The following is a 24,395-nucleotide window of genomic DNA, read 5'->3' as shown; positions in this document are numbered from 1 at the left end:
CTCCGGACAGAGAAGAGGACCCGCTCAGTGGATCTCGACGTGCTCTGACTGCTCGTTGAGCGCCAGGTTGACCGCTATCTCGGCGTTCCGCATCGCGTACTGGGCGGTCTGCTGGAGGCTCACGAGCACCTCGCGGACCTGGAGGAGGTCCTCGTTGTCCATCTCGGGGAGGTCGTCGAGGATCTCGCGCTCGCGGTCGCTGATCTCGTGGAACAGCCGACGCACCTCGATGGTCTTGTCGTAGTCGCGCTCGACGGCCGCCTCGACCGCCAGGGCGGTGATCTCGTCGACCTTCTCGGTGAACTCACGGATGCGGCGCATCACGGGCTGCTCCACGTTGAGCGTGTGGTTCTCGGCCTCCATGACGATCTCGGCGATGTCCTCGGCGTTGTCGGCGGTCAGTTCGAGGTTCTTGGCGATGGAGCGGTAGCCGATGAGCGGGAAGCCCTCGTCGAGGCCAACCGCGCGCGCGAGGTTCGGGTTCTGGTAGGCCGTGAAGATGAGCCGCAGCATCAGCACGAAGATCTTGTTCGCCTGCCGCTCGCGGTTGAGCGCGCGCTGGGCCATGTCGGGGTTCCCGTGGGCGAGCGCTTTGATCGCCTCGCCGCGCATCGTGGACCCGGTCGATTCGAGCCGTTCGAGGAGGTTGTCGAGCGTGAAGTCCTCCGGGTCGACGGAGCAGCGGATGGCGATGCTCTCTGGCGTCTCCTCGATGACGCCGAGGCCCATCAGCTGCGTCTCGGCCTGGTAGACCGCGTTGATGTGCTCCGAGGGGAGGGTGCCGCCCTCGTGGACGACGCGGATGACCCGTCGCCCGAGCACGTACTGGGCGACGATGGCGCGTTCGACGGCGTCCGCGTCCAGATTGTCCGCGTGGATGATCGCCTCGGACTCCTCGGTGTTCACCGACTCCGGCATCACCGTCAGCGTCCCTTTACCGCCCATCCGCAGCGACACCTCGTCACCCTTTTCGACGTTCTGCTCCTTCGCCCACTCCGCGGGCAGCGTCATCGCCAGCGTGGACGGCCCGAGCCGCTGGACCTTTCGCGTTTCCATGCCCTCCAGTAGCCATGGGAAGACCTTATATTTGACTGCCTTACGATTATATCACGTAGTACTCAATAATATTACTCTGTACGTATTTTCGTCGGGAGAGAGAAAGTTGCTACCGTGCGGAAACGCGTTACACGACCTTCAGAAGCCGTCGTTCGTACCTGCCGACGCGAACCTGCTGCCACCCGCGGAGCGACTCGTTGACCGTCTCGTCGTCGGTGTCAACCCGGAGGACCCCCACGTCGTCCAGTTTGTTCCGGGAGGCGACGACCTCGACGTCGCTGCGTTCGATGACCGCCGGAGAGATCTGGTGATTGCCCCGCCCGAAGATGAACCCCTGGCCGCCGATGGGCGAGACGACGATGACGTTCCGCTCACCGAGCACGTCGAGAATCTCGTCCTCGGTCGCGTCGTACGCCAGCACCTCGCCGTCGCGCCAGACGTCCACCCCCAGCGGCGACGGTTCGAACCCGAGTTCGCGCTTGATGGTCCCGACGGTGCTCCCCGGCGCGAGGACGTAGGTCACTCCGGGGTCGACCTCCTCGGCGAATCCCTCCGCGAGCGATTCGACGGTTCCGCCGCCGACCTGTTTCGACGACTGCACGGCTTCGGCGACCGGCACGGGGACGACGGCGTGGAGCGTCGTCCGTACCTCGCCGCCCCGGTAGGCGTCCTCGTCGATGTCGTTCACCTCGCGGTCCGCGACGCGCTCGAACGTCGCCGCCACGCGCCCCGCGTCCCTGGGCGTCACGGCGAACACCGAGGAGTAGATCTTCACGCCAGCCGGCACGCCGAGCATCGGCGTGTCGACGCCGGCGGCCTGCAGGGTCTTCGCCACGTCGACGGCCGTCCCGTCGCCGCCGACGAACAGCACGAGATCCACGTCGGCGTCGATGAACGCGTCGACCGCCGCGCGGGTGTCCGCCGCGCCAGTCTCGTCGCCGGGGTCGGTGACGACGGTCGGCTCGAAGCCGGCGTCTCGGGCCGCCCGTTCACCCATCTCGCCGCCAGCGACGAACAGTTCGAGGGGCTCGCCGGCGGCCTCACGGAGCGTCGTCAGCGCTTCGACGGCCCGTTCGGGTGCGCGCGGCTCCGCGCCACGTTCGCGTGCCTCCGCGACCTTCCCGTCGGTTCCCTTCAGTCCGACCCGTCCTCCCATCCCGGCGATGGGGTTGACGACGACCCCGATTCGCATGTGCCGTCCCTTGGTCAGTCCGGTGGAAAAAGGACGCGCTTCCGGCACCGGGCCACGGAGCCGGCTACTCCGGCAACCCGGTCACGGCGTAGTACGCGACCAGGGCCAGCAGCGCACCCGTCCCGGCCGCGACCGCCCCACCCCACGTGCCCAGCGAGCCGACGACCGCGACGGCGGTGCCGATGGCTCCACCGATACCACCCGGGAGCGCGCAGTTCCAGTCGGTCATACCACGGCCTTGGGGCCTCGGAGCCGTGAACGCTCCGGCCCGCCTTCCCGACATGTGAACGTTTAAGCTACCGGGGACGCAAGCGCGAGCTATGATGAACCTCGTCCTCGAAACCAGCAACGCGCTGCCGTTCCCGGGCACCGGGTGGGTCGTCCTCGTCGCGAGTCTGGCACTGACTGTCGGCTGGCTGCTCCACATCTACCGGTAAACCACGACCATGCGGCTGTTTTAACCCACCAACCCTCATAGAGGGGCGTATGCGAAACGTTACCGTTCTCAGCGTCTGGGGTATCCCGATCCGTATCAACATCTCTCTGGTGGTGTTCCTGCCGATACTCGCCTGGCTGCTCGGCAGCGGCGAGCAGATCGGGCTCTACGCGGGGTGGATTGAGAGTGCGTTCGGCGTCGCGGTCGACACGGAGGCCCTGCAGGCCGGGTCGACGCCCTGGCTCGTCGGCACGGCCGCGGCGGTCGGGCTGTTCGTCAGCGTCACGCTGCACGAGCTGGGCCACGCCTGGGTCGCACTCCGCTACGGCCTCGGCATCGAGTCCATCACGCTCTGGATTCTCGGCGGGCTCGCCGCGCTGTCGGAGATTCCCCGCGAGTGGAACAGGGAGTTCTGGATCGCCATCGCCGGGCCGGCGACCAGCGTCGCCACCGCTGGCCTCGCGGCCGGGCTGTTGCTCGTGACGCCGTCGTCGCTTCCCGCCGCGCAGTTCGTCTTCGGCTGGCTGGCCGTCGCGAACGTCACCCTCGCGGTGTTCAACATGCTGCCCGCGTTCCCGATGGACGGCGGGCGCATCCTCCGGGCACTGCTCGCTCGGAACCGCCCGTACGGGAGTGCGACGCGCATCGCCGCCCGCATCGGCATCGTCTTCGCGATGCTCTTTGCGGTCGTCGGTGCCCTCAACTTCGACCCCATCCTGCTGCTACTCGCGCTGTTCATCTACGGCGCGGCGACCTCGGAGTCCCGGACCGTGCTGCTCGACGAGCTGCTGGAGGGCATCACCGTCGCGGACGTCATGAGCAGGGACGTGCCGACGGTCCCCGCCGACGAGACCGTCGCGGCGTTCACCGAGCGGATGTTCCGCGAGCGCCGGACCACCTATCCGGTGACCGACGAACACGGAAGCGTCGTGGGCATCGTCACGCTGGCGGACATGCGTTCCGTCGACCCGGACGACCGGGAGACCACCACGATCGGCACTGTTGCGAAGGAGGTACCCCAGTTCGAGGTCACCGGCGACGCCTTCGAGACGCTGGCGGCGTTGAACAGTGCACGGACGAAGAACGCGCTGGTGACCCGGGACGGCTCGGTCGTCGGCGTGCTCTCCGAGGCAGACTTCGCTCACGCGCTCTCGATGCAGCGCGAGTTCGGCACCGGGCTGCCCGACGACCGGGTCGCCTGATCGGGCCTACGCCTCGGGGGCGTCGACCCGCTCGCGCAGCCAGCCCGCGGCCTCGCGAACCTCCTCCTCGTCGACCCCCGAGAGCTTCACCGACACCGTCTCGCCCGGATAGCTCCCGACCTGCACGTCGAACCGGTCGCGCAGTTCGGCGAACCGCTCGACGAGCGCCGACTCCGGCTCGTCCGCGTCGACGACCTCGACGTGACGAACCGTCCCGCTGAACTCCGGCGCGACCGACTCGAACATCCCTTTCATCTCCTCGGGCACGCCAGGGAGGACGTACACCGACTCGACGACACAGCCGGGCGCGACGCCGACCTCGTTGTGCAGGACCCGCGCCCCGGCGGGCAGATGCGTGGTGCCGGGCGCGAGGTCGCTCGCCGCGTAGCCACCCTGCTCGGTGAGCCACGCCTCCGCCTCCGCGTTCGCCTCGACCTCGCGGCCGACCGCGGCGGCGACGCCCTCCATCGTCATGTCGTCGTGTGTCGGGCCGAGCCCGCCGGTGACGACGACCGCGTCGTACGCCGCCAGCGACTCGTTGACCACCTGCGCGATGTCGCTCACGTCGTCGGGCACGGTCAGGACGCGTTCGACCTCGACGCCCCGTTCGGTGAGCCGACGGCAGAGCCACGTCGCGTTGGTGTTCGTCGTGTCGCCACTCAGGAGTTCGTCGCCGACGGTCACGACGGCTACGCGCATACCTCCTGCAAGGGTCGGCGTGGACAAAAAACGCGCGCTAGCGGGGAGTCAGCCCGGGCCGTCGCCGCTGTCGAAGCCCATCTCCTCGCGCAGCTCGGTGAGCTCGCGGATCTGGTACCAGTAGTAGCCCATTCCCACGAGCGCGGCCAGCCCGAGGATGATTGCGGTGCCGGTGAAGATGTAGTAGTCCCGCTGGAGGTAGTACTTGATCGTCATCCGGCCGGAGACGGGGTCGTCCTCGTCGGTCCACTCGAGGTGGAGCCGGTTGTCGTCGTCGACGAAGCTGTTGTCCGCCGAGGGGACGACCTGCCCGAACAGGAAGAAGGAGGTGCGGAAGCCGGAGGGCAGGACGACCTCGTGGGTGCCCTCCATGTAGTTCCAGAGTCGGAAGTGCTTGGGCTCGGCGGGGCCGGAGAACGCGAGTGTCCCGTTGACCGTGTCGCCCTCCTCCTCGGTCGGGAGCACGACGTGGGTGCGGTAGTTCGTCTTGTACACCCGGAGCTGGGAGCCGTTCAGCGTGGTTCCGTTCGGATAACGGAACCGGAGCGCCGAGATGTCGACCGGGTTGTCGTTGCTGATGCCCCGGGTCCACACCTCGAACTCCTCGTCGGTGCGGTTGTCTATGTGGTAGATCGCGTAGTACGACTCGCCGGTGACGTTGACGAACACGTCCGTCGTCCCCGGGCCCTCGACGGGCTCGACCCTGTCGTTGGTCGTGCTCCAGTCCGGTACCTCGTGCCAGTCGTACGTCGCGTTGCGGTCCAGCTGTGAGTCGGAGATGCCGTTCCCGAACAGCCCGAGACAGCCGGCGCTGGCGGCGAGCAGCAGGGCCAGACCGACTCCGAGCAGCAGTCGACGGTTCATACTATGGGACGACGCACTTCAGTTCGGCCGGGAGATACTCGCCGACGCTGGCGAGCAGACCCGGCGGGTCGGTGCCCTCGCGGCAGACGACGGACTGTTCGAGCAGGCCGAGGCGTTCGACGGTGACGATGTCCTGGGCGTGGCCGGCGCGGTTGACCGTCGCGCGGACCTCGCCGCGGGTCGCGCTGTTGACGTTCAGGCGGCCCGTGCCCCGGGTCCAGTCGTACAGTCGGTCGATCTCCTCGTCCGCCAGCCGGGACGGCTCGTCGTCGCCGCCGTAGACGAACCGCATCGGCAGGTGCTGGACGATGCCGAACCGGTCCCGGATCTGCTCGGGCGTCCCCTGCCCGAGGCCGAGCTGGTCGGCCGAGATGCGGACGTGCTGTCCGGCGTCGAGGACGAACCCTTCGTCGTCCCACCGCTGGAGGGTGCCGACGTAGGTCTCGCCCGCCTCGAGCTGGGGCAGTATCTCGCCGTACTCCTCGACGAGCACGTTCCGGGCCGCGACGGCGTCGGGCCCCTCGATGGTCACGGTCGGGAAGTCGTCGTGTCTGACGCCGATGTCGTACTCGACGTCGAGCTCTCCGACCTCGTTGTCGACCAGTGCGCGCAGTGCGTCCATCGACCGGTCTCTCGCGTCGCCCTCGACGTACAGCTTGGTTGCCAGGACGACCATTATGCGCTCGCGTCCACGTTCAGTTCGTCACGAAGCGCCGCGAGGCGCTCTTCCATCGCCGTGACCAGCATCTCGTTGTCCATCGACTCCACCGGCGAGCCACACTCGGGGCACTCGAAGCCGAAATCCATCGCCTCGCCGAACTCGAATCGGATGGAACAGACCTCACAGAGGTAGAACTCGTGGTTTCGCTCGTACTCGTTGCGGTCCTCCAGCGTGTCGAGCAGTCGGTACATCTCCTCCTCTAAGTTCTCCGGGATGTTCTCGTACTGGAACGTCCACAGGTAGGTGAGCCAGCCGGAGTCCTCGTCGCGGAGCCGTCGGTACGAGGCGAGGTCGTTCTCGTAGAGGATGAACAGGGCCCGGCGCACGTCGTTGAGCTCCAGGTCCAGTTCCTCTGCGAGTTCCTCGTCGGTGACCTCGCCGTCCGGCGGGGCGGCCGCGACCGGCATGCCCTTCGGACCGACCAGCTCGTGGAGGTACTTTTGGATGACAGGGTCTTCCAGGAGCTCCTCAAAAGCCATTGTCGTAATTCGAGGCTCTCACGCGTTTAAAAGTACCGCTCCGCCCCCGTGCGGGCGTGGGGATGACAGCCGTGTCCCGCCAGTGGGGCCCCACCGTCAGTGTCGTCGCTGCGGGTGCCTCAGCGGCCTATACTCAGGGGCCCGGGTTGAAGATCTCGGGCTCGGGGGAGCCGTTGACCTGGATGATGCCCATCATGCCCTTCCGGGCGACCCGGGTGAGCGCGTGGTCGACCAGCTTGATGGGTTCGGGGACGGGGGTATCGATTTCGGCGCAGGCGACCGTCCCGGGCGCGACCGGCGCGGTCTCGACGTAGTTCTCTGCGTCGTTCGCGAGCGCGCCGTCGCGGTAGAAGTCCGCCCAGACGTTCCCGATGGCGTGCCAGGAGCTCAGCAGGTTCGGGCCGCCGTTGGACATGAAGATGCGGACCCGGTCGCCCTTGTCCACCTCGAGTGGGCCGTAGCCGTTCTCGGTGAAGGCGTACGCCTCGCCGTTGTAGACGACGTAGGTGGGCTCCTCCTTCTTCATCGCCTCGAAGTCGAAGGCGTGGTGGCCCTCCTCGCCGGGGGCCTTGTCGGTGTAGATCTCGTGCTGCCCGAAGAAGAACTCGTGGTCCACCTCGGGCAGGCCCTCCTTCGGCTCGACGAGGATGGCCCCGAACATGCCGGAGCTGATGTGCTGGTCCAGGTTCGGGACCGCACAGTGGTAGATGTGGACGCCCGGGTACATCGCCTTGAACTCGAAGGAGTTGTCCTCCCCCGGGTTCACGTTCGACGCACTGGCCCCACCACCGGGCCCGTACACCGCGTGCAGGTCGATGTTGTGCGGCATCGAGTTGTCGTCCGGGCTGGTCAGGGTGACGTTCACGGTGTCGCCCTGTCGGACGCGGATCATCGGTCCCGGGACACGCCCGTCGAAGGTCATGAAGTCGAACGTGACCCCGGGCTCGATCTCGGCGGTCTCCTCGGTGATCCCGAGCTCGATATCGTGGTGTCGCGGCTCGCTCCAGTCCACCGGGTCGGGGATGTCCCGTGGATCCGCCGCGATGCGGTCGACCGTCGTCTCGGCCGGCCCCTGCTGGGTCGGGGTGGACGAGACAGTCGTCTCCTGGTTCCCCTCCACAGGCTGTCCCCCCGTGGAACAGCCAGCGAGGCTCGCTGCGCCACCAACACCGAGCGCCTGTACGACGCGCCGCCGCGTAGTATCAAACATCGTTTGTCACCTTACACTCGTTGCTTGCGAGGCCACCCATATCAACCGGTATCGCGGTTCTCGCCCGGGTGAAACCGGCGCGAAGGTGTTCGGACGGGGTACTTAAACGGAGGAGAGTGGTCAGTCGTCGTCCTCGGCGCGCAGCCTGTTCGGGATGGAGGAGGGCCGGTCCTCGTCGCTGATCGAGACGTCCCGCAACGAGAACCGCTTCACGAGGACGTCGTAGGCGAACAGCGCGGTCCCGAGGATGATGAGCGTGTCACCCGGCATCCGGGCCCAGAACAGCAGCTGGACCGTCTCGCTGTTGTAGAACTCCAGACTGCGCGCGTACGCGTAGCTCTCGGTGAACGCGGCGTCGAGCTGGAGGAAGCCGACGGGCAGGACGGAGACGAACACCATCACCGCCAGCCCGACGTTCCACATCCAGAAGGCCCAGCGGAGGCGCTTCTCGACCCACTCGCCGGGCGCGGTCGAGAGCCGGAGCATGTACGTCGCCATGCCCAGCGCGAGGAAGCCGAACGCGCCGAACATCGCGGCGTGGGCGTGGCCGACGGTGAGGTAGGTGCCGTGCTCGTAGTAGTTGATGAGCGGGAGGTTGATGAAGAAGCCGAGCACGCCGGCCCCGACGAAGTTCCAGAGACCGCTGGCGACGATGAACATGAACGGCAGCGTGTAGGGGAAGTCCTCCCCGGCGGTCGCGAGTGCGCGGTACTCGTTGATGGCCTCGAACAGGATGAGCACCAGCGGGATGAGCTCGAGCGTGGAGAACACCGTCCCGAGGGGCACCCAGACGTCGGGCTGACCGACCCACCAGTAGTGGTGGGAGACGCCGATGACGCCGGTGCCCATCACGAACAGCGCCTCGAAGACGACCGCCTTCTCTGCCGAGCGTTTCCGCAGCAGGCCCATCGACACCAGCGTGAGGGAGACGACGGCGACGATGAAGAACTCGAACGCGCCCTCGACCCACATGTGGACGACCCACCAGCGCCAGAACTCGGTCATCACGATGTTCGTCTGCGGGGTGTACAGCATTCCGGAGACGAACAGCAGGCCGATGGAGCCGCCCGCGTAGACTATCATGTGCGCGAGGCCGTACCGGGGCTCGCGGTCGAGCATCGGTTTGAAGCCGCGGGCCACGAGCGCGGTCCAGAGGACGAAGCCGGCAAGCAGGCCGAACTGCCAGAGCCGACCGACCTCGAGGTACTCCAGGCCCTCGTTGCCGAGGATCCACCAGAGCCCGCCGTCGATGTAGCCCTGCGCGCCGAGCCAGACGCCACCGAGGCCGCCGACCGCGGCGACGACGAGCGCGCCGAGCAGCACGTGGATGTACGTCTTCTGGCGGTCGGGCTCGTGCCCGGTCAGCAGTGCCGGGAGGAACAGCCCGGCCCCGAGCCAGAGCGTGGCGATCCAGAGGATGGCGAGGTCGAGGTGGAACGTCTTCGCCATGGAGAACGGGAACAGCGCGAGGATGTCCACCCCGAGCAGCTCCCCGAGTCCGAAGAAGCCGTCGCGCTCGACGTAGTAGTGCGCGAGCAGGCCGCCGAGCAACGTCTGTACGAGGAACAGCCCGGCCGCGACCGGGATGAACCGTGACGCTGCGCGCTGGCTCGGGTACAGGTCGACCTCGGACGGGTCGGGTATCTCGACCGCGCCGACCTTCGGCTCCGGGAGCTCGACGGACTTGTAGAGCCAGACGCCGACGCCGGCCCCGCCGACGAGGAGCACGAGGCTGATGCTGCTCCAGATCATCGCCCCACCGGTCGGAACGTTGCCGGCACCGGGAGCGTACGGCCACTCGTTGGTGAACGAGGCGTCACCGCCCGGGCGGTCGGTGTGTGATATCCACGCCGTCCAGAGCGCGAAGTCCGCGAAGCGACGGGCCTCCTCGGCGGAGTCGATCGTGTCCGCGGGGACGCCGCGCTCGCGTGCGCCCTCGTGGTACCGCTCGACGTACTCCTCGCGCACCTGCTGGTGGGCGTACAGCTCGGCGCTGGAGTACTGGACGCGGGCCTCGACGGTCCCGTCGGCCAGGTCCGACTTGACGAGACTGTCGACCGCTGCCTGGTCCTCGGCGGGGAGCGCGTCGTACGCCCGCCCGTACCGCTCGTCGGCGTAGTACTCGCGCATGAGCTGCGTCTTCAACTGGAGCGCGTCGGCGGTGTAGTCGACGCCGTAGTACGCGCCGTTGCCGAGGATCGAGCCGTGGTTCATCAGGCCGTTCTGCTGCATCACCGTCTTCCCCTCGCGCACCTGCGCGTCGGTCGCGACCGTCCCGCCGTCGGGTCCGGTGACCTCCTTCGGGATGGGCGGGGTGTGCTCGTAGGAGTAGAGCGCACCGGCCCCCATCACCAGGAGGTTGAACACGAACACGATCGCGAGCAGTTTCGCGAGGGTGCCTCGGTTCACTTCCATACAGGTGGGAGTGGAGCCGTCTCCAACTTGTAACGGTAATCTCGTTCCATCGCCGCGGGAGGCCGCCCGAACACGTTCGTCGCCGTGACGCGGGGGGTACGACCCCGTTCACGTCGGGCGACTGTCGTGCCGTTGTGCGGGCGAACGTGTTCGGAGGCCTTCCTGCCCCCCTGGAATCTGAGCGACGTCTATACCGGTGAGTACGCAACCTCCGCCTGTGATGTCACGCGATACGAGACTCGACCGGCGGACGTTCGTGAAAACGACCGCGGCCGCGACCGCCCTGTCGGCCGTCGCCGGCTGCCTCGGCGGGAGCGATGGCTCGACCGACGACGGCGGCGACGGAAATGGCGGCGACGATGGCGGTGGCGACGACGATTCCAGCGGCGGTGACGGTGGGACCGACTTCGGCAGCTGGTTCGACAACGTCGGCAACTTCGACGGGGTCGCCGACCACACCGGCGAGTCAGAGGTGACGGTGACCGTCGGCGCGCAGGGGAACGGCGGCGCGTTCGCGTTCGCCCCGCCGGCCATTCGCGTCGACAGCGGGACGACGGTCGTCTGGGAGTGGACCGGCGACGGCGGCACCCACAACGTCGTCGCCGAGGACGGCAGCTTCGAGAGCGACCTCGTCGGGAGCCCGGGGCACACGTTCGAACACGCCTTCGACTCGGCGGGGACGTTCAAGTACGCCTGCTCGCCGCACAAGCGGACGGGAATGAAGGGCGCAGTCGTCGTCGAGTAACGGACGATACCGGCCAACGGCTTCCCGCGCTACGTTCCGCCGCTGGTCTCCATCCGGAGTTCGGTCCAGAGGTCCTCGAGCCGCTCGTCCGCCGTCGTCGACCGCTGCTCCACGACGGCGTCGAGCGACCCGCCGTCAGCGGCCTCAACCCGGACCGCGTCGAAGGCGCGGCGGTACCGCGTCGTCGGCTGGCCGCGGCGGAGCGCGTCCGTCCGCTCGGTCACCAGCCCGGCATCGGCCAGCCGGTCGAGCTTCCGGTAGGTCGTCGAGAGCGGAACCCCGGCTCCGTCGGCAACCTCGCCGGCCGTCGCCGGCTCGTCGAGGAACTCGACGATCGCTCGGCAGTCGTCGTCCGCGAGCGCGCCGACGACGTCGCGGGGGTCTGGCTGTCCGTGGCTGTCGCTATCGACAGCGAGACTGTCCTTGCTCATGGTCTATCAGTGCTCGAGTAGTACGTCCTCGTTCGCGTCCTCGACGAATCGCTTGACGACGGCTTCCTCCGCCCTGTGCAGCGTCTCCGAGGCAGTCGACTTCGCCATCCCCCGCTCGTCGGCGAGTTCGGTGAGCGAGCAGTCACGCGGGGTGTCGTAGTACCCGCGGTCGACCGCCGCGAGCAGTAGCCGGAGCTGGCTGTCGGTGAGCAGGCGCTCTGGCTCGACCCGCTGGCTCACCTGGTTGACGGTGTAGGGAATGCCGAACGTGTCGAGCTGCTCGGCGAGCGCGGAGAGACGGTGCTGTGGTGCGGTTATCTCCCACTCCGCTCTCCCGTTCTCCAGGGTGAACGGCAGCTCCAGCGGGACGCCGGACCCCTGCACCGGGAGCAAGAGGAACGGTGTCGTGGTCTCGAACTGGACCAGCGCCTTCCCGTCGTCGGTCTGGAGTATCTCGAGTTCGGTGACCGTCTCGTCGGCGTCGATGGCCGTAATAACTGGTGGGAGGTCGGTCGCGATGACCTCCGCCAGCCCGACCCCAGCGTCGTCGTCGGTGAGGGCCGCGAGGATCCGGAAGCGGGCCTCGGGGTGGTCCCGCGAAATGTCGCCGATCCAGACCCCCTCCGGCACGGTGAGGGTGAGTTCTGCGCGTGGCATTGTTCTTATCTCGACGTAGTAGGGATGCGCCCCAATCAGTGTTCCCGAACATGTTCGTACACCCCCGAACGCGTTCGGGAGAACGCCCACCCATCGGGGGCGCGAACGCCCAGTATGCACACCGAACAGGCTACCCAGGTACTCGACGTCCGAGACGCCGACGGCAAACCGTTCGACCACATCGACGACGCGCTCGACGCGCTGTCGGCCAGCGAGCGACTGCTTCTCGTGAACGCCTTCGAGCCGGTCCCGCTGTACGACGTCCTCGAACGCCGCGGCTTCGAGTACGAGACGGAACAGGTCGCAGCCGACGAGTGGCACGTCGCCATCGAGTCTGTCTGACGGTCGGTCGCTTCCGAGTGATTCTCCGGCGACGTTCCCCCGAACCGAGAACCATAACAATTCTTTATGATGAACTCCGCGTAGTTGAGACTTGAGGAGAACAACGATGCCAATCGAAGACCTCGCCAGAAGCGACGTCGTGACCGCCACACCGGGTACACCGGTCGAAACTCTCGCGGCGACGATGGACGAGGAATCGGTCGGGAGCATCGTCGTCACGCGAGACGATACACCCGTCGGCCTCGTCACCGACCGTGACCTGACCGTACGGGTCCTCGCCGCGGCGCACGACCCGACCGAGCTGACTGCGACGGACGTGATGTCCGAGGAACTCTGTACAGTCCAACGCGGGGTCGGGTTCTACGAGGCGGCCACCACGATGGCCGAAAACGGGGTCCGACGGCTCCCGGTCTGTGAAGGGGAGTCCCTGGAGGGGATCATCACCGCCGACGACCTGACCGAGCTCCTCGCCGACGAGCAACAGCACCTCGCCGACCTCGTCCGTGCTCAGCGGCCGGAGTACTGACTGCCGGTCGCAGTCCCCGGTCCTCAGACCGCCCAGCTCTCCTGGGTGTAGGCCATCTCCCAGAAGGCGTGCTCGAGTCGGGCACTCGTGAGGAACGCCTCGCGCATCGCGTCGTGCTCACCGGGGTAGCGCTCGCCACAGCGGTCGACGAACTCGCGCATCCAGCCGACCGCCTCGGCGAACTCGTCGCTGGTGTACTTCTCGACGAACGGGGTGTAGCGGTGCTCCCCGTCCATCCGGTCGGCCATGTGGCGGGCGACGTCGAGGTAGCCCTGCCCACAGGGGTAGATGGCCGCGGCTATCTCGGCAATGGAGCCCTCGTGTGCCGTCCTGACGAGGTAGTTCGTGTACGCGACGCAGGTCGGGGCCTTCCGGACTGCTTCGAGGTCGCCGGGGGTGAGGTCGTACTCCTGGGCGAACTCGCGGTGGAGGTCCATCTCGTAGTCGAGTACCGTGTGTGCGACACCCAGCAGGTGCGCCATCGTCGCCTCGTCGCGAGCCTTCGTCCCTGCGATGGCGAAGGTCCGCGCGTAATCGAGGAGGTACCGGTAGTCCTGCTCGACCCAGTGGCGGAACGCCGCCTCGTCGAGCGTCCCGTCTGCGAGTTCGGTCACGAACGGATGCTCGTGCTGCGCGGCCCAGATGTGGTCGCCCGCCTCGAGCAGCTCGTCGCTGAATGCCATGACACTGTAAGCGGACAAGAGGAATATATAAGTTATGAATACAACTGAGTTGTTGACGCTGTAACCGTCGTTTTACCTTGGCGGAGGCTTTTCGTCCGGCCCGTTCAACGACGACCCATGCAGCGTCGAGACGTCCTGAAGCTCCTCCCGACGACCGCACTCGGCGGCCTCCTCGCTGGCTGTACCGACTCGTTTTCCTCAGACGACGCGACGGAGACACCCGGCCGGACAGCCGCGCCGACCGCGACGGACGGACCAGCTGATACAGACGCCACACCCGATGCGACGAGCCTCACGGTCCAGTCCGTCAGCACCGGCCAGTACGTCCTCCGGCTGAACGACCTCGGCACCGGGGCCGGTATCCAGCCGACGGCCGTCTCGGAGTTCGACGATCCCGAGCGGACCGTCGTCGAACGGGCCATCGACGGCGGCTACGAGACCGACGAACGGCCCACCTGGCTCCAGCAGCTCGTCGCGAACACCCGGTACGTCAGCCGCGACGGTGGCTACTACGAGCTCGAACACACCCTGCCGACAGCCGGAGATCACGGCCGAGCGAGTCGACAGGAGTCAGGTCGACTCCGTCGCCAGCTACGAGGAGTACGAGGCCGCAGTCACCCACGACGGCGTCGTCTTCTCGGGCCTCGTTCGCGTCGCGCGCCGCGAGGGGTTCGAGACGGCGTACATCTGGCCGAGCCTCGACTCGTTCCTCGACGAGTACGACGCCGTCGACTACCGCGGCGAGACCGTCCGACTCACCCTCGCGACGGGCGACGCAGCACCACCGTACACCGTCACTGTGAGGTCGGTCTCGCCCGCCGAACTCGCCGACGGGTCCGTGTGGCACGCCGAAGACGCCCCGGCCGACGTCCGCGAGGTGCTTCAAGCGGCGGGCGAGGGCTCGGGCCTCTACTCGCTCGACGACCCGCCCGAGGGACTGCTCGCCGGGCTCGACGAACACGACTACGTCTACCTCGACGGGCGCTTCTACACGACGTACATCGAGACCCGAGAGCCGCTGCCCGTCACCCTGAACGCGACCGCCAGCGATGGGGAGGGCGGGCCGAGGCTCCGACTCTCCCTTCGGAACGATGCGGACGCGGCCGTCTCGGTCACGAGTGGCGCGCCCGCGCCGTTCGGCGTGCTCTCCCTCAGCGCCGCGGACGGGGACCGACGGTCGCTCCTCTGGACGGACGCCTACGAGGAGAGCGGCCACCTCCACACCGAGGGGCGGTCCGTCACGGCCGTCAACAGCATCGGGCTGGCGACGGAGGTCGAAGCTGGCGGCGCTGTCTCCCGAACCTTCCAGGTCTCACCGGACATCGAGTCCGGCGAGTACGTGCTCGACGACAACGTCGGGGTCAGGGGTCCGAACGAGGGGGAGGGCGGGACGCTGGACTACACCGTCCGCGTGCGCGTGGAGTGACCGCGGCTGGAGAGCCGTCCCCGCGCGAACGTGTTCGGGCCAAGGCCCACGCCCGCACCGGCGCTACCGCCACCTGATGCCCGAGAACCAGATCGACGTCCGCGACCTGCCACCACAGCAGCGACACCCCAAGATACACGACGCCTTCGACGACCTCGAACCGGGCGAGGCACTGACGCTCGTCAACGACCACGACCCGAAGCCGTTGTTCTACGAGTTCCAGGCCGAGGTCGAGTCGTTCGACGCCGACGCCTACACCGTCGACCGCGTCGCCGACGACGAGTTCATCGCGACCCTCCCGAAGAAGTAGCGACCAGGCAGTCGGACTGCCGGTTCACTCCTCCCAGACGGCGGTGACGACACCGTCGTCGGTCTCCGCGGTGTCGTACTCGAAGCCCCGTTCGGTCAGCCGTGGGTAGAGATGCTGCGGTGCGCGGTCGTTCACCTGTACGAGCACTGCGCCGTTCGCGTCGGCGGTCCACTCGAGCGTCCGCTGGAGCGGCTCCGGCGGCGGGAGCTCGCGCGCGTCGAGCAGTTCACACGGTCTATCCGCCGGTGCGGCCGTCGCCGCACGGAGTCTCTCGGCGTCCATACCCGGGAGTTCGGCCGGGCCACACTGGGACATGTCCCCGAACACGTTCGGGGACAGGGGGTCTGCGAACATGTTCGGGGGACCTGTTTCGGCAGTCCCGGCCCTACCTTTTGGTATGGCAAGCATCTCGCACGACGATACGGAACCTGCGGACGGCCAAGTACACGACGGCTCCTGGTCAGTCAACCTGGAGAAGCCCGAGTACGCCGACAGCCCGGAATCGGTCGTCGACGACGCCCTGACCGCCGTCGGGCAGACTCGCCCGGGATTCCACGTCAATCTCGTCACTCACGGCGACTGCGGCCACCCGGAGTCCTACCTGTTCGACGCCCTCGCGGAGGCGGTCGGCGACGCCGCCAGCTGGGAGTACGTCGAGCAGTGCGGCTGCGGGGGCCACGTCACCCGAGTCCACCTGGAGGACGACTGGACGCCCTCTGACGACCGCTGACCATGCACGTCGACACGGACGAACGGCCCTTCGTGCTCGTCTGGGAGCTGACCCAGGCGTGCGAGCTGGCCTGTGAGCACTGCCGCGCCGACGCACAGCCCCGTCGGCATCCGGACGAGCTGACGACGGCCGAGGGGAGACGGCTCCTCGACGAAGCCCGCGAGTTCGCCGACGGACAGATCGTCGTGCTCTCAGGCGGTGACCCCCTCGCCCGCGACGATGCGGTCGACCTCGTCGACTACGGGACCGAGCGGGGTCTCCGGATGACGATGACTCCCAGTGGCACCAGCTCGCTCACCCACGACCGACTCCACGACCTCGCGGACGCCGGGCTCCGACGGCTCGCACTGAGCATCGACGGCGGTTCGGCCGATGCTCACGACGCGTTCCGTGGCGAGTCGGGAAGCTTCGAGTCGACGGTCCGCGCGGCGCGGCAGGCCCGCGAGGCCGGCCTTCCGCTTCAGGTGAACACCACGGTCTGTGCCGACACCGTGGAGGAGCTCCCGGCCGTCCGTGACCTGGTCGACGAACTCGGAGCCGTCCTCTGGTCGGTGTTCTTCCTCGTCCCCGTCGGGCGTGGCCAGCTCCTCGACCCCGTCTCTCCCGAGCGGGCGGACCGCGTGATGGGCTGGCTCCACGACGTGCGCGAGGAGGCCGACTTCGGCGTCAAGACCACCGAGGCACCCCAGTACCGCCGGGTCGGACTCCAGCGGCAACAGGGCGACGGCACTGGTGGCCGCTCGGGTGGTGGCAGCGACCGCTCGCCGCCCGGCGGTGGCGGCCCACCCGCCGGTATCGGCCGCCGGACCGGCATCACTGCCGGCGACGGCTTCGCGTTCGTCAGTCACGTCGGCGAGGTGTATCCCTCCGGGTTCCTGTCCGAGCCGGCGGGCAACGTCCGTGACGAGCGCATCGTCGACATCTACCGGAACGCGCCGCTCTTCGAACGACTCCGGAACGCCGACGCGCTCCGCGGGAAGTGTAGCGCGTGCGAGTTCCGGGCCGTCTGTGGCGGCAGTCGCTCCCGAGCGTACGCCCACACGGGCGACCCCCTGGAGAGCGACCCACTCTGTCCGTACGTGCCCGACGAATACGACGGACCGATGCCGGAGCCGACTCGCGGATGACGACGACACGGCCCAGAATGGACCACGAGGACGCTCCGGAGAACCCGACAGATGCCGAACAGCGCGCCAGACACGTCCAGCGCGAAGCTGTCGAGAAGGCGTGCTCGCAGCTGGCCGCCAACGGTGACCTGACCGTGGAACGACAGCAGGCGGTGGCGCGGCTGGCGGCACGCCTCCGGCGGCGACTGGTCGACTGTCCTGTCGCGGTCGCGCGCGGACGGACGTGTGGTGAGACCGACGAAGACCTCGACCCGACGGTGGTGACGGTCCTGTTCTCCGAGTAAACGTGTCGCTCGTCGTCGATCCGCCGACTGGCCGGGCCACGTCCACGGACGCCCAGCGTCAAACGCGGTCGCTGTTCGGACATGCCACTGGCCTGTGAGACCCATCCTCGCTCTTTCGGCGATTCGCCGGAGCGAGGTGACCGGGCGAACATAATCGGGGACAGTGGCTGGAGGCGGGAGACCAAAGGGACAGCTATGCAGAGTTTCACATCGCCGTTCGGTGGGGGCGACGCATCCTTCGACGACGCCGGGACGTTCGTCCCCGAACACCTCCCCGAGCCGGGACCGTTCCTGACCGACCATGACCTGCTGACGGGGAGCGAGCACTGTGCCGTCCACGGGACGGCCGCGACGCTGTTCGAGGAGCGTGGCGTCTACGACGCGACGTTCGGCTACAACCTCGCGCGGCTGAACCGCGACCAGCGGCACCCCGATGCCGGCTACCGCTACGCGGTCGAATCGGGAGCCAGTCGGCGGGTTCTCCGGGCGGAGTTCACGCCCACGACGCCGTTCTGCCCGCAGAGCAACTCGCTCGTCGTCGCCTCGTTCCGCGCGTGGAACGGGCTGGCAGACCAGCACACGTTCGACCTCGTGCGGGTCCGGGTGGCGCCGATGCACAACGAGAGCGGCGTCATCAACGACGCGGTGGTCGAACTGGAGGCATCGTTCGAGGAGACCGGAGCGATTCCGGAGCCGTCGACGGTCGGCGGGGGGCCGTCACCGGACCGCGGCGCCGACCGGTCGTCTGACACTCCGTTCTGAGGCGAACAGGCATCACTCTCGCTGCCGACGGCGACGTGGTGCACACCCGCTGCCCGCCGTCGGACCGATCTCAGGTCACGCCGAGCCTGGCTGCGGGATGAGATAAAAACCGTGGGCCGCCCCGGTCAGACGAACGTGACGAGGACGGTGCTTGCCTCTCGCGCGTGCGGAGAGATGTCCACGTCGCCGTCGAACCGGGCGAGGTCGCCGGCTCCGAGCTCGAGTACCTCGTCGCCCAGTGAGAGGTCGACCGCGCCGTCGATGACGTGGAAGAGCACGACCTCGTCGGGGTGCCGATGTGCGGGGAGCCGCTGATCGGCCTCGAGCGCGAGACGGACGACCTTCGGCTCTGTCTGGAAGACGGTCGCGTGTGGGGCGTCGGTCAGTTCGGGGATGGAGACGACGTCGGTCATGCGCCTCGACGTTCTTGCCCCGGACCAATCCCGCTTCGCCCGTACATGTTCGCCCAGCTCAGTCGCCCGGAGTGGTGCCGACGAGCGTCGGGACGACGCCGTCGCCGTGGACACGGACGACCTGAAGCAGGTTCGCGCTGCAGAGCAGGACACCCAGAAGGAACAGGCCGCTCCCTGCGAGGTCGAGCCACGCGGGGGCTAGCGGCCAGTCCGCGGCGACGAGGCAGGCGGCCCCGGCGGCAGTCGCGACGAGGTCGACCGTCGCAATCCGGTCCTCGTACAGGTCGTCGATCATCGGGACCGGCTCGTAGCCGAGCCGGTCGGCGTAGCGGTGGACCCAGACGACGAACGGGACGACGTGGTACAGCGTCCCGAGTACGACGAAGCCGACGACGAACAGTGCGAGGGACTCGAGGCTCGCGCCGAACCGTGCGTCGAAGGCGAGCGGGCTCCGGAGCCACCGCGGAAGCGTCGCGACGGCCCAGCCGGCCATCCCGACCGCGGCGACGGCGTACCGGGAGAGCATCGGTGTGCGGGGCACGCGTGCGGCGTGGAGTCGCCGGGCGAGGACGACGCCGACCGTGGCGACGCTGGCGACGACGAGCAGACCGCCGGCCCGGGCTACCGAGGTGTTCGCGGTGAGCCGCCCGGCCGCAAGTGCGAGGACACCGACCGGAAAGACCACCGTCTCGAAGGTGGCGAGCGCGCGGTCGAGGCGGTCCAGCTCGGTCTGCGTGAACATCGTCGTGAGCTGATATAGCGCGCCGAACACCGTGGTCAGCACCGCGCCGAAGACTGCGAGCGTGGCGTGGGCCCCGACCATCTGGGCCCTGGGGACCGTCTCGACCCCGAGCAGCGCCCGGGTAAAATCGAGTGCCAGGACGATACCGAGGACGGTGACGAGCACGAAGTACCCGATCGCGAGCAGGAAGTGTCGCTCGGTCACGTCGAGCGGACGGGCCGCAAGCAGGGTCCGACCGACGTTGTAAGCGAACGTCCAGAAGCCGAGCGCCAGTACGGCACCGGCGACCGGGAGGAGTGCGAGGCGGCCGGCGAGCATCGCGGCGACCAGCCCTGTGACGCCGAGTGCGAGCAGCCAGAGCTGGACGACCGCGAGCCGTCTGGAGTGCAGGGCGACCCCCGACCAGACCGGGACGAACTGCGTCATTGCCCCGGCAATGGTGAGACAGACCCAGCCGACGAGCAGCAGGTGGACGTGCGCGAGGGGGGCGAGACCGGGAGCTGGGTCCGCGACGCCCATCGCGTCGACCGCGATGGCGACCCGCAGGACCGCCGCGACGACGAGGAAGCCGAACCCGACGACGAAGTGCCGGAGCGGAACCGCCATCGGTGGCTGACTGTCCGTGTCGATATCCCCCGGAATCGTGCTCATGTCGGTCGCTACGCCGTCGCGCTCCGTGGGTCGTTTCACGAACGTGTTCGGTGAGCAGGCATCGAGGAGAAGGAAGATCGAGCCAGCGGTGGCTCACCCATGGCGGACAGTTCGACCGTGGGCCCGTCCGATGGAGTACTTTCGGCCGAAGACGTTTACGACGGCCGGGAAGGTTCTCAGTCGGACGCGTCGTCGGGCGACGCCGTCGAGTCATCGTCCGTGGTCGAGTCATCGTCCGTGGGGACGACGCGCTTGCCGGTCTCCATCGGGACGACGCGCCGGTCGGCATCGCTCCAGTCGCTGTCGAGTTCGCGTCCCTCGAACAGTCTATCGAGGAACACTGCGAGGCCGGCGACCTCGGAGTGCGGCTGGTTCGTCACCCCGACGTTGTAGTCCGCGTGCTCGTACACGTCGAAGGGGACCTTCTCCGAACCGACGACGACCAGCAGCGGCGCGTCGCTGCGAGCCTCGCGGATCTCACCTTCGACGTCCTGGACGCGCTCGCCGTACATCGTCAGGTGCACCACGACGCCGTCCCAGTGCCGGACGGTGGCGGCCGGCGAGTCGGTGAGTTCGACCTCGAACGGACCGCCGAACCGGCCGGTGATGTCCGCGACCGTCTGCTGGGACTGGCTAGCGTTGTCGGGGTAGACGACGCGGTCCGCGCCGAGCGCACGGGCGGTGAGGCCGACGTGGGTCGTCATCCGGTCGTCCCGGCCCGGCCGGTGGGCCAGGCGGAGGACGGCCACTTCGGGTTCTCCCTGCATACAGCCGGCTACGCCGGTCGCTCGTTAGGGGGTTTCGCTTTCCGCAGGTCAGGGAGAGTCCAGTCGGCTTACACTCCGAAGAGGGCCCCGGTGAAGAGTCTGCGGGCGATGACGTGCGAACCAGAAAGGTCCCGCGGTGACTGTCCACTCGGAGCAGTACCGTCTGCCGGGCTGGCCGAACGGGAAGTCCACTACTCCCGGGACCACGGCGGCGACGGAGAGGGCGTCGCAGGCACGGTCACGCTTTTCTCGCCGCCGGCCCAACGACGCGCATGACCAGACCTGCGGCCATCACGGGCGTCGAAGGCGTCGACCTCACCGGTCGAACGGTCCTCGTGACCGGCGCGACCAGCGGCGTCGGCCGGGAGACGGCGCTCGCGCTCGCCCGCCTGGGCGCGAGAGTGTTCGTCCACGGACGGGACCGCGAGGCGGGGCGTGCGGTCGCGACGGCCCTCGACGACCTCGGGGCGGACTCGGTGTTCTTCGGGGCCGACTTCGCGAACCCCGAGTCACCCGTCGATCTCGCTGCCGCCGTCGGTGACCACACCGACCGCCTCGACGTGCTCGTGAACAACGCCGGCGCGTACGTCGACGAGCCAACGCTCAGCGACGGCGTCGAACTGACGTTCCGGGTGAACCACCTCGCGCCGTTCGCGCTGACCCGTGCGCTCTCGGAGTCGGGCACGTTCGCCGAGGACGCGCGTGTGGTCACGGTCGCCAGCGCCGTCCACTCCCGGGCCGACACGAGCGACCTCACCCGCGAGGCAGTCACGTCCGTCGACGACTACGACGGGCTGCAGGCGTACGCCCGGTCGAAGCTGGCGAACGTCCTGTTCACTCGCGAACTCGCACGCCGAGAGCCCGACCTGCTCGCGAACAGCTGTCATCCGGGCCTCGTCCCCGGCAGTGGCCTCTGGCGCGACGCCTCGCTGCGGGTTCGGGCCGCCGTCGGCCTGCTCTCCGTCCTTCCACGGCCCGTCCTCGAACGCGTCGCCGACAGCTCGCGCTCGGCCGCAGCGACCAGCGTCTTCCTCGCGGCCGGCGAGTACGAGGCCTCGGGCGCGTACTTCAGCGACTGCGAGCCGACGACACCCTCGTCTGCGGCACGGGACGACGAGCTGGCACGGGCGCTCTGGGAGCTCAGCGAGACCCTTCTCAAGTAACCCCCCGTGCACGCGGGCGCCTGCCGGAGACCAGAACACACTTCCCCAATCCTCGCACACCCGAGGACATGGACCTCACCGACAGGCACGTCGTCATCACGGGCGCGGCCGGACTGGTCGGCTCGCATCTCGCCGCCGAGCTCTGTGACGACAACCACGTCGTCGCCGTCGACGACCTCTCGAAGGGCTCGCGCGAACGTGTCCCCCAGGCTGTCGAGTTCCGACAGCGCGACGTGACCGACCCCGACGACGTCGCCGACGTCATCACCGAAGACGTGGATATCGTCTTCCACTTCGCGGCGTACACGGACACGAACTACGACGACGACCGCCGGCTGTTCGAGGAGAACACCGAGATGACCTACAACGTCCTCGAACGGATGGACGAGGTCGGTGTCGACAAGCTGGCCTTCACCTCCTCCTCCACCGTCTACGGCGAAGCCCCGATGCCGACGCCGGAGGACTACGCGCCGCTCGAACCCATCAGCATCTACGGCTCCTCGAAGCTCGCCGACGAGGGCCTGCTGTCGACGTACGCGCACTCCTACGGCATGCAGATCTGGTGCTACCGGTTCGCCAACATCGTCGGGCCGAACCAGCGCGGCAACGTCGTCCCCGACTTCATCGAGAAACTGCTCGACGACCCCGAGACGCTGACCATCCTCGGCGACGGTCGTCAGGAGAAGTCCTACCTCCACGTCGAGGACTGCGTCGACGCGATGTGCCACGTCGTCGAGCACGCCGACGCCGAGTTCAACATCTACAACCTCGGGACGCGAACCACGACCTCCGTCACGGCCATCGCGGACATCGTGGCCGACGAGATGGGGCTCGACCCCGACTACGAGTTCACCGGCGGCGACCGCGGCTGGACCGGCGACGTGCCGAAGATGCGCCTCTCCATCGAGAAGCTCTCCGCGCTCGGCTGGGAGCCGCCCCGCTCCAGCGACGACTGCGTCCGCGAGGCGACCCGCCAGCTCGTCGGCGAACTGCGCGCCGAGCAGGCGGACTGACTACTGGTTGTCTCTCCTCGACGGCTGATGCTCCGGGCATGCCCGGCGAACCGTTTCTCCGCGCCGACCGCGTCGAACTCAGAACGCTCGAAGACAGCGAGCACCTCCAGTGGACCCGCAACGCCCCCGAGTTCCGCGTCCGTTCCGGTGGGCCACCCGAACCGTTCGACGGGCACGACACCGAGGGGTTACTCGATCTCTTCCGCCGGGACCACACCCACGGCCTGACGGTCTGCCTCGACGGTGAGTACGTCAGCACGGTCACGCTGAAGAAGTCTAGCGGCCCGCCGTCCTGGCGGACGAGGCCGTCCATATCCCCTCTGAGCAGCAGGGCAACGGCTACGCGACCGAAGCCTGCAGGTTGCTGTACGACGACAGGCAGGCCAGACAGTCGGAGTACGGCCCCGAACCCCAGCAGTCGAGCAAGTCGATTCACGGGCGTCTCGACGCCGAGCGCCCGGCATCGGCGGTTCGCGAGAGCGGCCACGAGATTATCCGATGCGGGTGGTTAGCCGGAACGGAGTATGTAGCCGTATATATCCAACGAAGTCGCCGCCTGCAGGCGATGATAACCCGTAGCAGGCGGCGGTCGATTCGTAGGCCTTTTATATTTACCCTCCACTCGTTACTAATGCGAAGGACGCACCGGGCGCACCCCGGTGGCGTCAGGGCCACACCGGAGCCGGTGTGGCCTCGAACCATGAGGATTCCACCCCTGCGGTCCGCCGTACACGATGGAATCTGATACGAGCCTTGGTGGTTCGGCGACATCCGGTCGGACGTCGTCGACCACACATACCACGACAGCAATTTCCGCCACCCCCGTGCTCTGCACGGGACATTCCGGTTGATCCTGCCGGAGGTCATTGCTATTGGGATTCGATTTAGCCATGCTAGTCGCACGGGTTCAGACCCGTGGCAGATAGCTCAGTAACACGTGGCCAAACTACCCTATGGAGGACCATAACCTCGGGAAACTGAGGCTAATAGTCCATACGACTCTCTCCCTGGAAATGGGTTGAGTCAGAAACGCTACGGCGCCATAGGATGTGGCTGCGGCCGATTAGGTAGACGGTGGGGTAACGGCCCACCGTGCCAATAATCGGTATAGGTTGTGAGAGCAAGAGCCTAGAGACGGAATCTGAGACAAGATTCCGGGCCCTACGGGGCGCAGCAGGCGCGAAAACTTTACACTGCACGACAGTGCGATAAGGGAATCCCGAGTGCGAGGGCATAGAGCCCTCGCTTTTCTGAACCCTAGGGTGGTTCAGGAACAAGAGCTGGGCAAGACCGGTGCCAGCCGCCGCGGTAACACCGGCAGCTCGAGTGATGACCGATATTATTGGGCC

At 67.7% G+C, this 24,395-nt stretch carries 29 protein-coding genes and 1 rRNA gene; 13 read left to right on the top strand and 17 right to left on the bottom strand.

The window, feature by feature from the left end:
* Positions 1-24: 24 nt before the first annotated feature.
* The 3 genes from NO978_RS17390 to NO978_RS17380 form a co-directional block, all read right to left on the bottom strand.
* On the bottom strand, positions 25-1,056 hold the full coding sequence (locus NO978_RS17390) for a phosphate uptake regulator PhoU (RefSeq protein WP_257300829.1): 1,032 nt from the start codon (positions 1,054-1,056) through the stop codon (positions 25-27).
* A gap of 127 nt (positions 1,057-1,183) precedes the next feature.
* On the bottom strand, positions 1,184-2,248 hold the full coding sequence (locus NO978_RS17385; RefSeq protein ID WP_257300828.1) for an ATP-NAD kinase family protein: 1,065 nt from the start codon (positions 2,246-2,248) through the stop codon (positions 1,184-1,186).
* A gap of 64 nt (positions 2,249-2,312) precedes the next feature.
* Positions 2,313-2,477, bottom strand: coding sequence for a hypothetical protein (locus NO978_RS17380; RefSeq protein WP_257300827.1), 165 nt, complete (start codon positions 2,475-2,477; stop codon positions 2,313-2,315).
* A gap of 257 nt (positions 2,478-2,734) precedes the next feature.
* Between NO978_RS17380 and NO978_RS17375 the strand changes: the two genes are divergently transcribed.
* Entirely contained in the window at positions 2,735-3,886 is a 1,152-nt protein-coding gene (locus tag NO978_RS17375) for a site-2 protease family protein (RefSeq protein ID WP_257300826.1), read from the top strand.
* 6 nt (positions 3,887-3,892) lie between these two features.
* On the opposite strand, the gene NO978_RS17370 is transcribed toward NO978_RS17375, so the two are convergent.
* From NO978_RS17370 to NO978_RS17345, 6 genes are all read right to left on the bottom strand, one after another.
* Positions 3,893-4,585, bottom strand: a complete 693-nt coding sequence (locus tag NO978_RS17370) for a molybdopterin-binding protein (protein WP_257300825.1) — start codon at positions 4,583-4,585, stop codon at positions 3,893-3,895.
* Between the two features lie 48 nt (positions 4,586-4,633).
* Complete coding sequence (locus tag NO978_RS17365; RefSeq protein ID WP_257300824.1) at positions 4,634-5,449, bottom strand: DUF5803 family protein; 816 nt, start codon at positions 5,447-5,449, stop codon at positions 4,634-4,636.
* 1 nt (position 5,450) lies between these two features.
* The gene (locus NO978_RS17360; RefSeq protein ID WP_257300823.1) at positions 5,451-6,125 is read right to left on the bottom strand and encodes a DUF2110 family protein; all 675 of its coding nucleotides are present in this window, start codon (positions 6,123-6,125) and stop codon (positions 5,451-5,453) included.
* Positions 6,125-6,649, bottom strand: a complete 525-nt coding sequence (locus NO978_RS17355; RefSeq protein WP_257300822.1) for a transcription factor — start codon at positions 6,647-6,649, stop codon at positions 6,125-6,127. Before NO978_RS17355 ends, NO978_RS17360 begins: the two co-directional genes overlap by 1 nt.
* Before the next feature lie 133 nt (positions 6,650-6,782).
* On the bottom strand, positions 6,783-7,859 hold the full coding sequence (gene nirK, locus NO978_RS17350; RefSeq protein ID WP_257300821.1) for a copper-containing nitrite reductase: 1,077 nt from the start codon (positions 7,857-7,859) through the stop codon (positions 6,783-6,785).
* 120 nt (positions 7,860-7,979) lie between these two features.
* Positions 7,980-10,274, bottom strand: a complete 2,295-nt coding sequence (locus tag NO978_RS17345; protein WP_257300820.1) for a nitric-oxide reductase large subunit — start codon at positions 10,272-10,274, stop codon at positions 7,980-7,982.
* A 220-nt stretch (positions 10,275-10,494) separates the two neighbouring features.
* Here NO978_RS17345 and NO978_RS17340 point away from each other — a divergent pair, with 220 nt between their 5' ends.
* Positions 10,495-11,019, top strand: a complete 525-nt coding sequence (locus tag NO978_RS17340; RefSeq protein ID WP_257300819.1) for a halocyanin domain-containing protein — start codon at positions 10,495-10,497, stop codon at positions 11,017-11,019.
* A 29-nt stretch (positions 11,020-11,048) separates the two neighbouring features.
* On the opposite strand, the gene NO978_RS17335 is transcribed toward NO978_RS17340, so the two are convergent.
* Positions 11,049-11,450, bottom strand: coding sequence for a helix-turn-helix domain-containing protein (locus NO978_RS17335; RefSeq protein ID WP_257300818.1), 402 nt, complete (start codon positions 11,448-11,450; stop codon positions 11,049-11,051).
* A gap of 6 nt (positions 11,451-11,456) precedes the next feature.
* Positions 11,457-12,107, bottom strand: coding sequence for a helix-turn-helix domain-containing protein (locus tag NO978_RS17330; RefSeq protein WP_257300817.1), 651 nt, complete (start codon positions 12,105-12,107; stop codon positions 11,457-11,459).
* A gap of 114 nt (positions 12,108-12,221) precedes the next feature.
* On the opposite strand from NO978_RS17330, the gene NO978_RS17325 reads away from it, so the two are divergent.
* Together NO978_RS17325 and NO978_RS17320 are read left to right on the top strand one after the other, a co-directional pair.
* Positions 12,222-12,449 carry a DUF2249 domain-containing protein gene (locus NO978_RS17325; protein ID WP_257300816.1) on the top strand — a complete coding sequence of 76 codons (228 nt, stop codon included), beginning with the start codon at positions 12,222-12,224 and terminating at the stop codon, positions 12,447-12,449.
* Positions 12,450-12,555: 106 nt separating this feature from the next.
* The gene (locus NO978_RS17320) at positions 12,556-12,975 is read left to right on the top strand and encodes a CBS domain-containing protein (RefSeq protein ID WP_257300815.1); all 420 of its coding nucleotides are present in this window, start codon (positions 12,556-12,558) and stop codon (positions 12,973-12,975) included.
* A gap of 23 nt (positions 12,976-12,998) precedes the next feature.
* On the opposite strand, the gene tenA is transcribed toward NO978_RS17320, so the two are convergent.
* Both tenA and NO978_RS17310 read right to left on the bottom strand, forming a co-directional pair.
* Positions 12,999-13,658: a thiaminase II gene (gene tenA, locus NO978_RS17315; protein WP_257300814.1), complete on the bottom strand. Its 660-nt coding sequence runs from the start codon at positions 13,656-13,658 to the stop codon at positions 12,999-13,001.
* 198 nt (positions 13,659-13,856) lie between these two features.
* Positions 13,857-14,183 (bottom strand): hypothetical protein, encoded by a 327-nt coding sequence (locus tag NO978_RS17310; RefSeq protein ID WP_257300813.1) that lies wholly within the window; start codon positions 14,181-14,183, stop codon positions 13,857-13,859.
* On the opposite strand from NO978_RS17310, the gene NO978_RS17305 reads away from it, so the two are divergent.
* Both NO978_RS17305 and NO978_RS17300 read left to right on the top strand, forming a co-directional pair.
* Complete coding sequence (locus NO978_RS17305) at positions 14,161-15,084, top strand: hypothetical protein (RefSeq protein ID WP_257300812.1); 924 nt, start codon at positions 14,161-14,163, stop codon at positions 15,082-15,084. The genes NO978_RS17310 and NO978_RS17305 overlap by 23 nt on opposite strands.
* 76 nt (positions 15,085-15,160) lie before the next feature.
* Positions 15,161-15,394 (top strand): DUF2249 domain-containing protein, encoded by a 234-nt coding sequence (locus tag NO978_RS17300; protein WP_257300811.1) that lies wholly within the window; start codon positions 15,161-15,163, stop codon positions 15,392-15,394.
* 24 nt (positions 15,395-15,418) lie between these two features.
* Here the strand turns inward: NO978_RS17300 and NO978_RS17295 are convergent, their stop codons facing one another.
* Complete coding sequence (locus tag NO978_RS17295) at positions 15,419-15,748, bottom strand: DUF2249 domain-containing protein (RefSeq protein ID WP_369684161.1); 330 nt, start codon at positions 15,746-15,748, stop codon at positions 15,419-15,421.
* Positions 15,749-15,791: 43 nt separating this feature from the next.
* Between NO978_RS17295 and NO978_RS17290 the strand changes: the two genes are divergently transcribed.
* The 4 genes from NO978_RS17290 (at position 15,792) to NO978_RS17275 (ending at position 18,297) form a co-directional block, all read left to right on the top strand.
* A complete protein-coding gene (locus NO978_RS17290) occupies positions 15,792-16,124 on the top strand; it encodes a CGCGG family rSAM-modified RiPP protein (protein WP_257300810.1) in 333 nt (110 codons plus the stop codon).
* Between the two features lie 2 nt (positions 16,125-16,126).
* Positions 16,127-17,251, top strand: coding sequence for a TIGR04053 family radical SAM/SPASM domain-containing protein (locus tag NO978_RS17285; protein WP_369684160.1), 1,125 nt, complete (start codon positions 16,127-16,129; stop codon positions 17,249-17,251).
* A 17-nt stretch (positions 17,252-17,268) separates the two neighbouring features.
* On the top strand, positions 17,269-17,535 hold the full coding sequence (locus NO978_RS17280) for a hypothetical protein (protein WP_257300809.1): 267 nt from the start codon (positions 17,269-17,271) through the stop codon (positions 17,533-17,535).
* A gap of 195 nt (positions 17,536-17,730) precedes the next feature.
* Positions 17,731-18,297, top strand: a complete 567-nt coding sequence (locus tag NO978_RS17275; protein WP_257300808.1) for a hypothetical protein — start codon at positions 17,731-17,733, stop codon at positions 18,295-18,297.
* A gap of 125 nt (positions 18,298-18,422) precedes the next feature.
* Here the strand turns inward: NO978_RS17275 and NO978_RS17270 are convergent, their stop codons facing one another.
* The 3 genes from NO978_RS17270 to NO978_RS17260 form a co-directional block, all read right to left on the bottom strand.
* A complete protein-coding gene (locus NO978_RS17270; RefSeq protein WP_257300807.1) occupies positions 18,423-18,710 on the bottom strand; it encodes a cupin domain-containing protein in 288 nt (95 codons plus the stop codon).
* Between the two features lie 58 nt (positions 18,711-18,768).
* On the bottom strand, positions 18,769-20,142 hold the full coding sequence (locus tag NO978_RS17265; RefSeq protein WP_257300806.1) for a hypothetical protein: 1,374 nt from the start codon (positions 20,140-20,142) through the stop codon (positions 18,769-18,771).
* A gap of 137 nt (positions 20,143-20,279) precedes the next feature.
* Entirely contained in the window at positions 20,280-20,870 is a 591-nt protein-coding gene (locus tag NO978_RS17260; RefSeq protein ID WP_257300805.1) for a tRNA (cytidine(56)-2'-O)-methyltransferase, read from the bottom strand.
* Positions 20,871-21,142: 272 nt separating this feature from the next.
* On the opposite strand from NO978_RS17260, the gene NO978_RS17255 reads away from it, so the two are divergent.
* The 3 genes from NO978_RS17255 to NO978_RS17245 all read left to right on the top strand — a co-directional run.
* Positions 21,143-22,033: an SDR family NAD(P)-dependent oxidoreductase gene (locus NO978_RS17255; RefSeq protein ID WP_257300804.1), complete on the top strand. Its 891-nt coding sequence runs from the start codon at positions 21,143-21,145 to the stop codon at positions 22,031-22,033.
* Between the two features lie 68 nt (positions 22,034-22,101).
* Positions 22,102-23,046, top strand: coding sequence for an NAD-dependent epimerase/dehydratase family protein (locus NO978_RS17250; protein ID WP_257300803.1), 945 nt, complete (start codon positions 22,102-22,104; stop codon positions 23,044-23,046).
* An 840-nt stretch (positions 23,047-23,886) separates the two neighbouring features.
* Positions 23,887-24,395 (top strand): 16S ribosomal RNA (locus tag NO978_RS17245); the annotation flags it as partial.

The organism is Haloarchaeobius sp. FL176 (assembly GCF_024609245.1).
Taxonomy (GTDB): domain Archaea; phylum Halobacteriota; class Halobacteria; order Halobacteriales; family Natrialbaceae; genus Haloarchaeobius.
The sequence above is the reverse complement of the archived record's forward strand: the minus strand, read 5'-3'. Positions and strand labels throughout refer to the sequence as shown.